Source organism: Burkholderia sp. BCC1644 (genome assembly GCF_902833225.1).
In the GTDB taxonomy this organism is placed as follows: domain Bacteria; phylum Pseudomonadota; class Gammaproteobacteria; order Burkholderiales; family Burkholderiaceae; genus Burkholderia.
In genome coordinates this window covers 111502-125895 of the sequence record NZ_CADFEI010000012.1, presented here as the reverse complement: position 1 = coordinate 125895, position 14394 = coordinate 111502, and the positions used below count along the sequence as shown (strand labels likewise).

At 68.2% G+C, this 14394-nt stretch carries 13 protein-coding genes; 3 read left to right on the top strand and 10 right to left on the bottom strand.

Annotated features, from left to right (window positions below; all coding sequences use genetic code 11):
* Positions 1-10 precede the first annotated feature (10 nt).
* Positions 11-2143 carry a 3-hydroxyacyl-CoA dehydrogenase NAD-binding domain-containing protein gene (locus tag HWX87_RS23850; RefSeq protein WP_176049583.1) on the bottom strand — a complete coding sequence of 711 codons (2133 nt, stop codon included), beginning with the start codon at positions 2141-2143 and terminating at the stop codon, positions 11-13.
* A gap of 248 nt (positions 2144-2391) precedes the next feature.
* Here HWX87_RS23850 and HWX87_RS23845 point away from each other — a divergent pair, with 248 nt between their 5' ends.
* Positions 2392-3354 carry a LysR family transcriptional regulator gene (locus tag HWX87_RS23845; protein ID WP_176049582.1) on the top strand — a complete coding sequence of 321 codons (963 nt, stop codon included), beginning with the start codon at positions 2392-2394 and terminating at the stop codon, positions 3352-3354.
* Between the two features lie 71 nt (positions 3355-3425).
* On the top strand, positions 3426-5300 hold the full coding sequence (gene ggt / locus HWX87_RS23840) for a gamma-glutamyltransferase (RefSeq protein WP_176049581.1): 1875 nt from the start codon (positions 3426-3428) through the stop codon (positions 5298-5300).
* A 54-nt stretch (positions 5301-5354) separates the two neighbouring features.
* Here the strand turns inward: ggt and HWX87_RS23835 are convergent, their stop codons facing one another.
* The 6 genes from HWX87_RS23835 to HWX87_RS23810 all read right to left on the bottom strand — a co-directional run bounded on the left by HWX87_RS23835 (position 5355) and on the right by HWX87_RS23810 (position 10550).
* Positions 5355-6314 (bottom strand): ABC transporter permease subunit, encoded by a 960-nt coding sequence (locus HWX87_RS23835; protein WP_176049580.1) that lies wholly within the window; start codon positions 6312-6314, stop codon positions 5355-5357.
* The gene (locus HWX87_RS23830) at positions 6314-7111 is read right to left on the bottom strand and encodes an ATP-binding cassette domain-containing protein (protein WP_176049579.1); all 798 of its coding nucleotides are present in this window, start codon (positions 7109-7111) and stop codon (positions 6314-6316) included. The genes HWX87_RS23835 and HWX87_RS23830 overlap by 1 nt, the downstream gene beginning before the upstream one ends.
* Positions 7112-7139: 28 nt before the next feature.
* A complete protein-coding gene (tauA, locus tag HWX87_RS23825; RefSeq protein ID WP_176049578.1) occupies positions 7140-8156 on the bottom strand; it encodes a taurine ABC transporter substrate-binding protein in 1017 nt (338 codons plus the stop codon).
* Between the two features lie 252 nt (positions 8157-8408).
* Complete coding sequence (gene lipA, locus HWX87_RS23820) at positions 8409-9401, bottom strand: lipoyl synthase (protein ID WP_176049577.1); 993 nt, start codon at positions 9399-9401, stop codon at positions 8409-8411.
* Positions 9394-10140, bottom strand: coding sequence for a lipoyl(octanoyl) transferase LipB (gene lipB, locus HWX87_RS23815; RefSeq protein ID WP_176049576.1), 747 nt, complete (start codon positions 10138-10140; stop codon positions 9394-9396). The genes lipA and lipB overlap by 8 nt, the downstream gene beginning before the upstream one ends.
* Before the next feature lie 83 nt (positions 10141-10223).
* Entirely contained in the window at positions 10224-10550 is a 327-nt protein-coding gene (locus tag HWX87_RS23810) for a DUF2917 domain-containing protein (protein WP_176049575.1), read from the bottom strand.
* Between the two features lie 102 nt (positions 10551-10652).
* Between HWX87_RS23810 and HWX87_RS23805 the strand changes: the two genes are divergently transcribed.
* Complete coding sequence (locus tag HWX87_RS23805) at positions 10653-11645, top strand: transcriptional regulator GcvA (RefSeq protein WP_176049574.1); 993 nt, start codon at positions 10653-10655, stop codon at positions 11643-11645.
* Here the strand turns inward: HWX87_RS23805 and HWX87_RS23800 are convergent.
* The 3 genes from HWX87_RS23800 to HWX87_RS23790 are packed head-to-tail and all read right to left on the bottom strand — an operon-like array spanning position 11629 to position 14222.
* Positions 11629-11937 carry a YbeD family protein gene (locus HWX87_RS23800; RefSeq protein WP_011353335.1) on the bottom strand — a complete coding sequence of 103 codons (309 nt, stop codon included), beginning with the start codon at positions 11935-11937 and terminating at the stop codon, positions 11629-11631. The genes HWX87_RS23805 and HWX87_RS23800 overlap by 17 nt on opposite strands.
* Entirely contained in the window at positions 11937-12863 is a 927-nt protein-coding gene (locus HWX87_RS23795) for a D-amino acid aminotransferase (protein WP_176049573.1), read from the bottom strand. The genes HWX87_RS23800 and HWX87_RS23795 overlap by 1 nt, the downstream gene beginning before the upstream one ends.
* A gap of 48 nt (positions 12864-12911) precedes the next feature.
* Complete coding sequence (locus tag HWX87_RS23790) at positions 12912-14222, bottom strand: D-alanyl-D-alanine carboxypeptidase family protein (protein WP_176049572.1); 1311 nt, start codon at positions 14220-14222, stop codon at positions 12912-12914.
* Positions 14223-14394 lie beyond the last annotated feature (172 nt).

Below are 14394 nucleotides of genomic sequence, written 5' to 3'. Positions count from 1 at the left end.
CGGTTGGCGTTCAGTCGATGCGGTTCAGGCTCGCGAAATCCGCGCCGCGCGCGACAAGATCGACGAGCAGCGGCGACGGCTTCCAGAACAGCGGATCTTCCTTCGCGAATGCGCGGATATCGGCGAGCACGTTCGCGAGGCCGACCGTGTCCGCGTAGTGCATCGGGCCGCCGCGATAGCGCGGGAAGCCGTAGCCGTAGAGGAACACCGCGTCGACGTCGAGCGGGCGCAGCGCGATCTTCTCGTGCACGACGTTCGCGCCTTCGTTGATCATCGCGGCGAGGTAGCGGCGCGTGATCTCGTCGTCGGTGAACGTGCGCGGCGTGACGCCCTTCTTCGCACGCTCTTCCGCGACGATTGCGTCGACTTCCGGGTCCGGCGTACCGACGCGCGCACCGTCCGGGTACAGGTAGTAGCCGCGTGAAGTCTTCTGCCCGAACCAGCCGCGCTCGCACAGGCGGTCGGAAATCCCGACGTAGCGCGCACGCGGGTCGCGCGTCGCCGCGCGGCGCTTGCGGGTCGCCCAGCCGATGTCGCCGCCCGCGAGGTCGACGACCTGGAACGGTCCCATCGGGAAGCCGAATTCGCGCACCGCGCGATCGATCTGGTACGGCGACGCGCCGTCTTCCATCAGGTAGTCGGCCGCCGTGCGATAGACGGCGAGGATCCGGTTGCCGATGAAGCCGTCGCACACGCCGGCGCGCACCGGCGTCTTCTTCAACTGCTTCGCCAGCGCGAACGCGGTCGCGACGACGTCCGCGCTCACGCGCGCCGGCACGACGATCTCGAGCAGCTTCATCACGTTGGCCGGCGAGAAGAAATGCAGGCCGATCACGTCGGCCGGCCGGTCGATGCTCGCGGCCAGTTCGTCGATGTCGAGATACGACGTGTTGGTCGCCAGCACCGCGCCCGGCTTGCACACGCGTGCGAGTTCGGCGAACACGGCCTTTTTCACGGCCATGTCCTCGAACACGGCTTCGATCACGACATCGGCCTGCGCGAGCGCGTCGTACGACGTGCTGCCCTTGAAGCGCGCGAGCCGCGCCGCGTGCGCGGCCGGCGTCATCCGCCCTTTCGCGACGAGGCCGTCGTACACCTTCTCGACATGCGCGCGGCCGCGCGCGAGCGACGCTTCGTCGCGTTCGATCATCGTCACCGGCAGCCCGGCGTCGAGCGCCGCGACCGCGATGCCCGCGCCCATCGTGCCGCCGCCGACCACGCCGATCCGCTCGACCGGCCGCGCGCTCGCGCGCCGCGCCTCGGGCGCCTTCGCCGCTTCGCGCTCCGCGAAGAACGCATGCACGAGGCCCGCGCGCTGCGGGCTGTCGATGCATTGCAGGAAGAGGCTGCGTTCGAACTTCATCCCCGCGTCGAACGACTGCGTGAGCGCGGCCTCGACCGCGTCGACGATCTTCGCCGGCGAGAACAGTCCGCGCGATTTCTTCGGCAGCTCCGCGCGCGCCGCGTCGATCGCGGCCTGCGCGGCCGCGCGGTCGGCCAGCCCCTGCGCATCGCGCGTGCGGCGCACCGGTGCGCCGAGCGATACGAGTTCCTGCGCGTAGGCGAGGCCTTCGGCGAGCGTGTCGTCGCTGTGCGCGACGCGGTCGACGAGGCCGAGCGCGAGGGCTTCCTCGGCGCTTGCATGGCGGCCCGTCAGCATCAGGTCGAGCGCGGCCTTCGCACCGATCAGGCGCGGCGCGCGCTGCGTGCCGCCCGCGCCGGGCAGCAGGCCGAGCGTGACCTCGGGCAGCCCGAGCTTCGCGCCGGGCACCGCCAGCCGGTAATGCGCGGCGAGCGCGACTTCGAGCCCGCCGCCGAGCGTCGCGCCGTGCAGCGCGACCACGACCGGCTTCGTGCCCGATTCGATCCGCTCGCACACGTCGGGCAGCGACGGCGGCACCGGCGGCTTGCCGAATTCGCGGATGTCGGCGCCCGCGATGAAGTTGCGGCCGGCGCCGACGATCAGCACCGCGCGGATCGCGTCGTCGGCCTGCGCGGCGTCGAGCGCGTCGGCAAGGCCGCGCCGCACGTCGGCGGACAGTGCATTGACGGGCGGATGGTCGATCGTGACGACGAGCACCTTGTCGCGGCGCTCGCGCGTGACCGTGCTCGTCGGGCTGATGGGGGAAGCGGGTGAATTCATCGTGTCTCCTTGACGCGGCGGCAAGTGCGTCGACGCCGGTTCGTGACTCGCGGCCACGCGAGCGGCGCCGCGGCACCAGCCCCGGTCCCGCACGAAGCGGGACAAGATCCGGCCGTACGCCGGGCATGACTCGATTCTCGATTGATCGAGATTCATTGACAATTCCCTCTCCGTTTTACAAGCTGTCAAGTCTGACTTGACACTGGATGCTTTCCGACCGTTAAACGGGACGGATCAGGAGCGAGAGCATGGACCTGAACGCACTGACGCTGCTCGTCGAGATCCTCGACGCCGGCAATCTCAGCAAGGCCGCGCAGCGGCTCAAGATGAGCCGCGCGAACGTCAGTTACCGGCTGAACCAGCTCGAACGCTCGATCGGCCAGCAGCTCGTGCGGCGCACGACGCGGCGCATCGAGCCGACCGAGATCGGGCTGAAGCTGTACGAGCACGGCCGGCGCATCCGCAACGAGCTGCTCGCCGCGCAGGAATCGGTGACGACGCTCGGCCAGGACCTGCAGGGCCGCGTGCGCCTGTCGGTGCCGAGCGGCTATGGGCAGATGGTGATGTCCGAGTGGCTGCTCGCGTTCAAGCGGCTGCACCCGGGCATCGTGCTCGACGTCGTGTTCGAGAACCGCGTGGAAGACCTGATGCGCGACGAGATCGACATCGCGGTGCGCGTGATGCCCGAACCGCCGCAGAACCTCGTCGCGCGCGACATGGGCGCGGTGCGCTACGTCGCGTGCGCGTCGGCCGCGTTTGCCGCCGCGCACGGGATGCCGTCGAGCCTCGGCGCGCTGGCCGCCGCGCCGGTCGTCACCGCGACGGTAATGGGGCGGCAGTTGCGGATCGCCGCGTATCTCGGCGACGAGCGCCACGAGGTGCTGCTCGAGCCCACCTTGATTTCGGAGAACTTCCTGTTCCTGCGCCAGGCGATCCTCGCGGGGATCGGCGTCGGCATCGTGCCCGACTACGTGATGCAGGACGACATGCGGCGCGGCACCGTCGTCACGTCGCTCGACGCGTACCGGCTCAGCATCTTCGGCACGCACATGTACATGCTGTACATGCCGAACCGGCACCACACGCGCGCGACGTCGACGTTCATAGAGTTCATCCTCGAACAGGCCGGAAAGACCGGCCGGGGCGGGCCCGGCGGGATTCGTCAGGGTTTTCTGTCGGATGACAATCCGCCGGCGGCGCAGCGACAATAGCGCGCCGGGGCCGGCAGCCGCGTTGCGCCGGCGCCATCGCCTCATTCGAATTCACTGCTGCCGAGGGTTCAATGTTCGACCGGATTCGCCCGCCTTCGCGTCCCTGGACGCTGCTTGCCGCCGTCGCGCTCGTCGCGTTCAACGCCGGCTGCACGTCCCCGTCCGCGCCGTCGGGCGCCGTCGTCCCGGTCGCTCCCGCCTCGGGCGCGGCCGTCCCGCTGCCCGGCTTTCACGCGCCCGAACTGGCGTCCGGCTGGACCGACAAACCGGGCTGGACCTCGCAGCACTTCATGATCGCGGCCGCGAATCCGCTCGCGACACAGGCCGGCTACGACATGCTGAAGGCGGGCGGCACCGCGATCGACGCGGCGATCGCCACGCAGATGGTGCTCGCGCTCGTCGAGCCGCAATCGTCGGGGATCGGCGGCGGCGCGTTCCTGCTGTACTTCGACGGCAAGGCGACGCAGGCCTACGACGGCCGCGAGACCGCGCCGGCCGCCGCGACCGACCGCCTGTTCTACGGGCCGACCGGCCAGCCGATGAGCTTCTACGAAGGTGTCGTCGGCGGGCGTTCGGTCGGCACGCCGGGCGTGTTGCGCATGCTCGACGCCGCGCACCGCGCGCACGGCAAGCTGCCGTGGCGCCGGCTGTTCCAGCCGGCGATCCGACTCGCCGAGCACGGCTTCACGATCAGCCCGCGGCTCGCGACGCTGATCGCGAACGACAAGTACCTGAAGAACGACCCGGCCGCGCGCGCGTACTTCTACAACGCGGACGGCACGCCGAAGGCGGCCGGCACGGTGTTGAAGAACCCCGCGCTCGCGACCGTGCTGCGCCAGGTCGCCGACCGCGGCGCGAACGCGTTCTACAGCGGCGCGATCGCGCGCGACATCGTCACGAAGGTGCGCAAGCATCCGACCAACCCTGGCCTGCTGTCGCTGCAGGATCTCGCGCGCTACAAGGCGAAGGTGCGCACGCCGCTGTGCGCCGACTATCGGCGCTCGGTCGTGTGCGGGATGCCGCCGCCGTCGTCGGGCGGGCTCACGATCGCGCAGATGCTCGGCATCCTCGAGGCGATGCCCGACTGGCAGCAGATCGGCGCGCAGAAGCCGGTGCGCAACGATGTCGGCTACGAGCCGACGCCGTTCGCCGCGCACCTGTTCAGCGAAGCCGGCCGCCTCGCGTATGCGGATCGTGCGCGTTATGTCGCCGATCCCGATTTCGTGCCGCTGCCGGGCGGCAACTGGGCGAGCCTCACCGACAAGACCTACCTCGCGCAGCGCGCGCGACTGATCGGCGACAACAGCATGGGCGTCGCGCAGGCCGGCGCGCCGCAGGGCGCGACGCTCGCGATGGCCGACGACCGCAGCCCCGAACTGCCGTCGACGTCCGACATCGCGATCGTCGACCGTTACGGCCAGGCGCTGTCGATGACGACGAGCGTCGAGGATGCATTCGGCTCGCGGCTGATGGTGCGCGGCTTCATGCTGAACAACCAGCTCACCGACTTCTCGTTCGTGTCGAACGACAACGGCCGGCCGGTCGCGAACCGCGTGCAGCCGGGCAAGCGGCCGCGCTCGGCGATGTCGCCGGAACTCGTGTTCGACAAGAAGACCGGACAGGTGACGATGGTCGTCGGCTCGGCCGGCGGCCCCGCGATCATCAACCACGTCGCGAAGACGCTGGTCGGCGTGCTCGACTGGGGCATGACGATGCAGCAGGCGATCGCGCTGCCGAACTTCGGGTCGATGAACGGGCCGACGCAACTGGAACGCGGCCGCGTGTCGGACGGGCTCGCCGACGGGCTGAAGGGCCGCGGGCACGACGTGCAGGTCGTCGAGATGAACTCGGGGCTGCAGGGAATCCAGCGGCTGAACGTTCAGGGGCAGACGGTGTGGTTCGGCGGTGCGGATCCGCGCCGGGAAGGGATTGCGATGGGGGATTGAGCGCGGCGGCCAGAAGCGGCGTGTGTGTGCGTCGCCCGTGCTGCCTGCGTGACGTCAGCCCCGCCCCTTCCACGGCACGATCCGCCGCTCGACCCACCGCATCGCGAGATCGAACAGCCATGCGATCGCGCCGATGATCAGGATCCCCATCACGACGATGTCCGTACGCAGGAAGCTCGATGCGTTGAGCACCATCTGCCCGAGCCCGGCCGTCGCGGCGACCATCTCGGCCGCGACGAGCGTCGTCCAGCCGAAACCGATCGCGATCCGCAGCCCCGTGAGGATCTCCGGCAGCGCGGCCGGCAGCACCACGTGGCGCACGATCTGCGCGAAACTGCCGCCGAGCGAGTACGCGGCGTTGATCTGCTCGACCGTCGCCGCGCGCACGCCGGCGCGTGCGGCCATCGCGATCGGCGCGAAGCACGCGAGGAAGATCACGACGAGCTTCGCCGTCTCGTCGATGCCGAACCAGATCACGACGAGCGGCAGGTACGCGAGCGGCGGCAGCGGCCGGTAGAACTCCAGCAGCGGATCGAGCACGCCGCGCGCGATGCGGCTCACGCCCATCAGGATGCCGGCCGGCACGCCGATCGAAGTCGCCAGCAGGAATGCGCCGAACACGCGCGCCGCACTCCACAACAGATGCTCGGATAGCGGCAGGCCGCCCTGGATCCGGCCGTGCCACGCATCGACGAACGCCGCCCACACGGCTTCCGGTGCGGGCAGGAACAGCGGCGGCAACCATTGCCGGTGCGTCGCGACCCACCACAGCACGGCCAGCGCCGCGACCGTCGCCGCGCTCAGTCCTGCGGTCTTCCCTTCTCCCGGCAGCCGGTAGCGGCGCGACGACGGCGCACGACGCGCCGCCTGAGGCCGCGTGCGGTCACCCTGTTCGAAACCCGCGGCCGTGCGATCGGCCGTCCACGAATCCTGCGTGCTCATGCTGTCCTGCCTGTGCAAAGTACTGTTCCGGCCGCGCCCGATGGCCACGCCGTGCCGCGCGAGTTCGTTCATCACGCAGGCTCCGCAACCGCCTCGTCGCGATGCAGGTACGCGATCAGCCGCTCGCGCCACGCGATGAAGTCCGGTGACGATTTCACTGCGCGCGCATCGCGCGACTCGACGTAGCGACGCGCGAACGGCAGCTCGAACGTTTCCGCGATACGGCCGGGGCCCGGCGTCATCACGACGAGACGTGTCGCGAGGAACAGCGCCTCCTCGACGTCGTGCGTGATGAAGAACACCGTCTTGCCGGTGCGCGCCCACACGTCGAGCACGAGCGCCTGCATCGTGCCGCGCGTCATCGCATCGAGCGCGCCCATCGGCTCGTCCATCAGCAGCACGCGCGGATCGCTCGCGAGCGCACGCGCGATGCCGACACGCTGCTGCATCCCGCCCGACAGCTCGTACACGCGCGCACGCGCATGGTTCTCGAGCCCGACGAGCGCGAGCATCTGCCGCGCCCGCGCTTCGCGCTCGGCCTTCGACACGCGCGCGAAACGCAGCCCGGGCGCGACGTTGTCGAGCACGTCGAGCCACGGCAGCAGCGCGTATTTCTGGAACACGACGCCTCGATCGGCGCCGGGGCCCGTGACCGGCACGCCGTCGACGCGCACGTCGCCCGTCGTCGGCGCGACGAAGCCGGCCATGCAGTTCAGGAGCGTCGTCTTTCCGCAGCCGGACGCGCCGAGCGCGACGACGAACTCGCCGGCATCGATGCGCAGGTCGACGCGTGCGAGCGCCTGCGTCGTCGGCCTGCCGCGCTCACCCGGATAGGCAACCGATACCTGCCGGACTTCCAGCGTGCTCATGCTCGGGACTCCATGATGATCGCCGCGCTCAGCGTGCGGCCTTCTGCACGAACTGCGGATCGACGCCGGCCGAATAGTCGGCGAGCACCGTCTGGATCGTGCCCTGCGATTTGAGGAACGTGGCCGTGGCCGCGAGCGACTTCGCGGCGCCCGATTGCGCGCCGCCGCCAAGCCACGTCGGCGACGCCTGCTCGGCCGCCGTCGGGAATGCGTAGAGCGCGAGGCTGGCCGGCACGTCCTGTGCGTTCGCGCCCGATACCTTCGCGACCGCGGCGACCTGCGGCGAGCCGACCTTCCAGGCAGCCGCATGCGCGCGGTAGTCGGCATCGGCGGCCGCGAGCACCTTCACGAAGCGCGTGACGAACTCGGGGTTCTCGCGCGCGAACTTGCGGCTCACGACGAAGCCGTCGAAGGTCGCCTTGCCACTTTCCTTCGCAACCTGGCCCGAGGTCGTGAGCACGGTGCCCGACTGCTTGACCTTCGCGAGCACCGGATCCCAGATATAGGTCGCGTCGATGTCGCCGCGCGCCCACGCCGCCGCGACTTCGGGCGGACGCAGGTTCACGATCTTCACGTCGTTCGGATTGACGCCCGCGGCCTGCAGCGCGACGAGCGTATGGAAGTGCGAGGTCGACACGAACGGCACGCCGATCTTCTTGCCCTTCAGCGCTGCGAGGTTCGTGACGCCCGAGCCGTTGCGCGCGACGAGCGCCTCGGCGTCGTTGATGTTGTCGAGCACCCAGAACAGCGAGATGTCGAGCCCCTGCGAGAGACCCGCCGCGATCGGGCTCGACCCGGCTTCGCCGAGCTGCACGGAGCCCGACGCAAGCGCGCGGATCACGTCAGCGCCGCTGTCGAGCTTGCGGAACGTGACCTTGTAGCCGGTCGCCTTTTCGACTTCACCGCTCGCCTGCGCGTAGCGCCACGGCACGACCATGTCCTGGTACGCGATCACGACTTCGCGCGATTCGGCGTGCGCCGCGCCGAGCGCGGCAAAGGCGGTCAGCGCGACGACGGCGCGGCGGATGAAGCTGAAACGGGACATGCGGCTCTCCTTCGGAATGCGGGCAATGCTGCGGGAGAGCCGACTATAGGAGCTTTGCGCGCGGCGGGAGCGAACTTATCCTGCGAAGCTATCGATGCCGTTTCAGCTTTGCTTTCCACGTTCGACCGGATCGCGTGTCCGGTCGGGTGGCGGTTGCCGTGCAGGAGCACGGATGGCGGCAGCACCAACAAAAAAGCCCGCATCGCTGCGGGCTTTTTTCGACTGCGTGAGACAGCAGCGGGATCGCGACGCTCAGACCACGCCTGCCCCGTGCGCCTGCAGATCGGCGTGATAGCTCGACCGCACCATCGCGCCGACGGCCGCGTGCGTGAAGCCCATCTTGTACGCCTCTTCCTCGTACATCTTGAAGGTATCCGGATGCACGTACGCACGCACCGGCAGGTGGTGCTCGGACGGCTGCAGGTACTGGCCGATCGTCAGCATGTCGACGTCGTGCGCGCGCAGGTCGCGCATCACCTGCAGGATTTCCTCTTCCGTCTCGCCGAGGCCGACCATCAGGCCCGACTTCGTCGCGACGTTCGGATGCAGCGCCTTGAAGTCCTTCAGGAGCTTCAGTGAGTGCGCGTAGTCCGAACCCGGGCGCGCTTCCTTGTACAGGCGCGGCACCGTTTCGAGGTTGTGGTTCATCACGTCGGGCGGCGCGGCGTTCAGGATCGAGATCGCGCGATCGAGACGGCCGCGGAAATCCGGCGTCAGGATCTCGATGCGCGTGTCCGGCGACTGCGCGCGCGTTTCGCGGATGCACTCGACGAAGTGGGCGGCGCCGCCGTCGCGCAGGTCGTCGCGGTCGACGCTGGTGATCACCACGTACTTGAGCTTCAGCGCGGCGATCGTGCGCGCGAGGTTCTTCGGTTCATCCGCGTCGAGCGGATCGGGACGGCCGTGGCCGACGTCGCAGAACGGGCAGCGGCGCGTGCACTTGTCGCCCATGATCATGAACGTCGCGGTGCCCTTGCCGAAGCATTCGCCGATGTTCGGGCAGCTCGCTTCCTCGCACACCGTATGCAGGTTGTGCTCGCGCAGGATCGTCTTGATCTCGTTGAAGCGCGAGCTGCCGGTGGCCGCCTTCACGCGGATCCACTCGGGCTTCTTCAGCTTCTCGATCGGAATGACCTTGATCGGGATGCGCGCCGTCTTCGCCTGCGCCTTCTGCTTGGCGGTCGGATCGTACGCAGCGGGGGCGGCCGAATCGGCCGGTGCGGGAGAAGCGGTAACGTCAGTCATTCGATTGTTCCAGTGCCTGCGGCTTGTCGGCGGCCGCGGATGCGCCGTCGAGGTTGGCGATCAGACGGCGCACCAGCGTATGGGCGACGTCGTTCCAGTCGGCGGCAACCTCGAGGCTCGCCATGTCGACAGTTTCCAGTCCGGCATAGCCGCACGGGTTGATCGCAAGAAACGGGCGCAGATCCATCTTCACGTTCAGGCTCAGCCCGTGATAGCTGCAGCCGTTGCGGATCTTCAGGCCGAGGGCCGCGATTTTCGCGCCCTCGTGCACGCCGGACGCCACGTAGATCCCGGGCGCGCCCGCCTTGCGGACCGAAGCGAGATTATACGCCGCGAGGGTTTCGATCACGGCCTCCTCGATCTTCGTCACGAGCGTACGCACCATCAGCTTGCGCCGGCGCAGGTCCAGCAGCAGGTAGACGACGATCTGGCCGGGGCCGTGGTAGGTGATTTGTCCGCCGCGGTCGACCTTCACGAGCGGCACGCCGCTGTCGGCCACCAGCAGGTGGGCCGGGTCGCCGGCCTGGCCGAGCGTGTAGACGGGCGGATGCTCGACCACCCAGATCTCGTCGCCGGTGTCGGCCGTGCGCGTGTCGGTGAACGCGCGCATCGCGTCGAAGCTCGTCTCGTAGGCCTCGAGGCCCCGCCAGCGCACGGTGACCGGCTGGGCCGGGGAGTCGGCGGGCGATGCGGAAACGGCGACAGGCGTGGACACGATGGAAACCGGCGAAACGGACATGGGCGGTAGTTTACCGAAAACCCATGGGTCTCGCCGGGCTTGGAAAGGGACGGATTGTCAGTATCCGTCGGATGAAATGAAGGTCAGACCGTACGCCAGCCGTCGTGGATCAGCGCGGTTACGCGTTCGCGCAGGCGCGCCAGCCCGCCGAGCGCCACTTCCCTGGGCGGCCGCGACACCGAGAACGCGACGCGCGCGCCCTCCCGGCCTTCCGCGCTGAGCCACAGCCGCTCGCCGCGGCGCAGCTTCAGCGTTTCGCCATCGACCAGGAAGTAGTCGTCGACGTCGTTGCTGCGCGTGGCCCAGACCGGCCCGCATTGAACGATCAGCCGCGTGCTGCGTTGCACCTTCATCGGCACCGTTTCGCCCACCGGGATTTCGAACGTGATGCTTGAAGAAATTTCTTGCATGATCGCCTCCGCCAATAAATGCTTCGATGGCTACAATCGTAGTCACTTCAAGGCGTCCGACAAAACGACCAATTTTCACGTCGATGTGAGGAAAATTAGCAAATGGACCTCCGCCAGCTACCTGCGCTGAACGCGATTCGCGCGTTCGAAGCCGCCGCCCGTCACGAGAATTTCTCGCGCGCCGCCGACGAGCTGTACGTCACGCACGGCGCGGTCAGCCACCAGGTTCGCGCGCTCGAAGAGGAACTCGGCGTGCAGCTGTTCACGCGCAACGGCAAGCGGCTGTGCCTGACCGACGCCGGCATGCGCTACGCGCAGCAGATCCGCACCGCGCTGATGGTGATCGCCGACGCGACGCGCGACGTGCGCGCGAGCGACCGCGACCGGCGGCTCGTGGTGTCGATGCTGTCGTCGTTCGCCGCGCGCTTCATCACGCCGCGCATCGGCTCGTTCATCGAGCGGCACCCGGAAATCGACGTCGAGCTGCAGTCGACCAACTCGCTCACCGATTTCGCACGCGACGACGTCGACCTCGCGATCCGCTTCGGCCATGGCAACTATCCGGGGCTGCATGTCGAGCCGATGTTCGACGAGGTGTTCTTTCCGGCGTGCTCGCCGACGCTGAACGGCGGCAAGCTGCCGCAAACGCCTGCCGACCTCGCGCACTACAACCTGCTGCGCTCGGATGACGAGCTGTGGCGGCCATGGTTCGACGCGGCCGGACTCAAGACGCTGACCGAGCCGAAACGGGGGATTCTGTACCAGGATTCGTCGAACCTGCTGCTGGCCGCGATCGACGGCCAGGGCATCGCGCTGGTGCGCCGCTCGCTCGCAGTACACGACCTGCTCGACGGGCGCATCGTGCGCCTGTTCGACATCGACGGGCCGAGCCCGTGGCACTATTTTTTCGTGTGTCCGCCGCCGCTTCTGAACACGCCGCGCGTGCAGGCGTTCAGGACCTGGCTGCTTCAGGAAGTCGCCGAATTCAAGCGGCTGTGCGACGAGCTGGACGCGCGGCGCGCGGCGGGGAAGACCCCCGCCGAGTGCGCGCAGGAAGGAGGATGGAAGGCGCTTTCGCTCAGAGTACGACCTTGACCATCGGATGGCCGGTCAGCGCGCGGTAGATGTTGTCGAGCTGTTCCTGGCTCGTCGCGCGCACGGTGATCGTGAGGCCGGTGTAATTGCCGCCGCTCGACGCGCGCTCCTCGATCTTCTCGACATCGATCTCGTTGTCGTGAACGGCCACGACCTTGAAGATCGTGTCCTTGAACTCCGGGTGCGCCTTGCCCATGATCTTGATCGGGAAATCGCACGGAAACTCCAGCAGCGACTCCTTCCGGGTATCGATCGCGCCGGTCACCTCGATGGTTTTGGTCGGTTCGCTCATCATTTTCTCCGGGTTAGGTCAAACTGTTCAAACTCGCGTGCCTTCGCACGCTGGTACGCGTCATACAACGCCGCGAACACGGGGCCCGGCTTGCCGCCCTGGACGGGCAGGTCGTCGAGCGACGTGACGGGCAGCACTTCCTTCGTGGCCGACGTGATCATGATCTCGTCGGCCGCGCGCAACTCCACTTCGCTGATCTCGCGCGCGACGAACGGGATCTTGCATGCGTCGGCCAGCTCCTCGATCAGCGCGTAGCGGATCCCTTCGAGGATCTTGTTGCTGCGCGGCGGCGCGAGCAGCTCGCCGTTCTTCACGATCCACACGTTCGACGACGAACCTTCGGTCAGGTAGCCGTCGCGCAACTGCAGCGTCTCGAACGCATCGTGTTCCGCCGCATGCTGCGCCATCAGCACGTTGCCGAGCAGCGAGATCGACTTGATGTCGCAATGCAGCCAGCGGCGATCCTCGGCCGTCACGCAGCGCACGCCCTTCGCGCGCTCTTCTTCCGGCGGCAGGCGCAGCGGGCTCGTCATCGCGAACACCGTCGGCACCGCGTTCGCGGGGAACGCGTGGCCGCGCTTCGCGACGCCGCGCGTCACCTGCAGGTAGACGAGCGCGTTGCCGTCGCCGAGGCCTTCGGCATTGGCCTCGACCACGCGCTCGATCAACGCGCGCCAGCCGGCCGCGTCGTGCGGATCGTCGATGCCGATCTTCTTCAGGCTGCGCGCGAGCCGCGCCAGATGCTGGTCGATCCGGAACGGCACGTGCGCGCCGTCATGGGCATAAACGGGGACGACTTCATACACGCCATCGCCGAAGATGAACCCGCGGTCGAGCACCGGGACACGGGCTTCCGACAGCGGCACCAGTTCCTCCTGCGCCGAGACGCTGAGGTAGACGATCGGTTCGAATTCGGCTTGGCTCATAGCAATGACAGATGGGGATGAAGTCGTAAAAACAAAGGCCCGTCGTGCTTACTTCTTCTTGCTGAACATCAGCAGGATCGAGTCCCAGATACGCCCGAAGATACCCGCTTCCGGCACCGCCTGCAGCGCGACGACCGGGAATTCGGACAGCGTCTTGCCGTCGGCGACGATCTTCACCGTGCCGACCTGCTGGCCTTCCGCGAGCGGCGCGATCAGCGGCGCGTTCACGTCGACTTCGGTCTTGACCTTGTCGCCGAGGCCGCGCGGCACGGTCGCCCACTGGTCGCCCTTCACGCCGACCTGCACGGTGTTTTCCTTGCCCTTGTAGATGCGCGGCGTCGACATCGCCTGGCCGCCCTTGAACAGGCGCACCGAATCGAATGCGCTGTAGCCGTAGTTCAGCATCTTCATGCTGTCCTGCGTGCGCTCGCCTTCCTTCTGCTCGCCCATCATCACCGACACCAGGCGGCGCTGGCCGTCCACACCCGGAATCGCGCGCTTCGCCGACGCGATCAGGCAGTAGCCGGCCGCCTGCGTATGGCCCGTCTTCAGGCCGTCGACCGTCGGATCCAGCCACAGCAGGCGGTTGCGGTTGCCCTGGCGGATGTTGTTGTACTTGAATTCCTTCTCCGAGAAGATGCTGTAGTACTGCGGAAAATCGCGGATCAGGTGCGCGGACAGCTTCGCGAGGTCGCCGGCCGTCGTGTAGTGGTTCGGGTCGGGCATGCCGTTCACGTCGGCGAAGTGCGTCCCCTTCATGCCGAGGCGCTGCGCCTCGTCGTTCATCAGCGTGACGAACTGCCCTTCGCTGCCGCCGACGAGTTCGGCCAGCGCGATCGCGGCATCGTTGCCCGACTGGATGATCATCCCGTACACGAGGTCATGCACGGACACCGGCTTGTTCGCCTCGATGAACATGCGCGATTCGTCGCGGCCGACGCGGCGCACGGCGTCGCTCGGCGTGACGATCTGCTCCATCGAGATCTTCTTCTTGTCGAGCGCCTCGAACACGAGGTACGCCGTCATCAGCTTCGTCAGCGACGCGGGCTCGACACGTTCGTCGGCATTGCCCGACGCGAGCACCGTGTTGCTGGTCGCATCGACGAGCACCCACGAGCGTGCGTTCACGCCCGGCGGCGGCACCGCGCCCGGCATGTAGGTCGCGGGCGCGCCGGTGAACTGCTCGGCGGCCGGCGCCGCATGCGCGGCCTTGGCCTTGGCGGCCGGCTTCGCCTCGGCGACGACGATCGTCGACGCGAGCGCGACAGGCAGCATCACGCCGAGCGCGACGTTGCGCGCGGCGGTGCCGAAGGCGATGGAGGAAGCGAGGGACTTGAGGCCTTGGGGAGACAGACGCATGATCGATTCAGGCTGATGGCAGAAAGTGCGGTGCGAAACGCGCAGGGTTGAACGGCAAGGCGGCGGGCGTTCCGGGCACGCGCCCGACATCGTCGGGCGGCGCGAAACGCGCCGGTTGGACTCGTGCGGACGCGTTCGGTTCGCGGCCGTCGCGAGCGGGCGGACAGGCGGC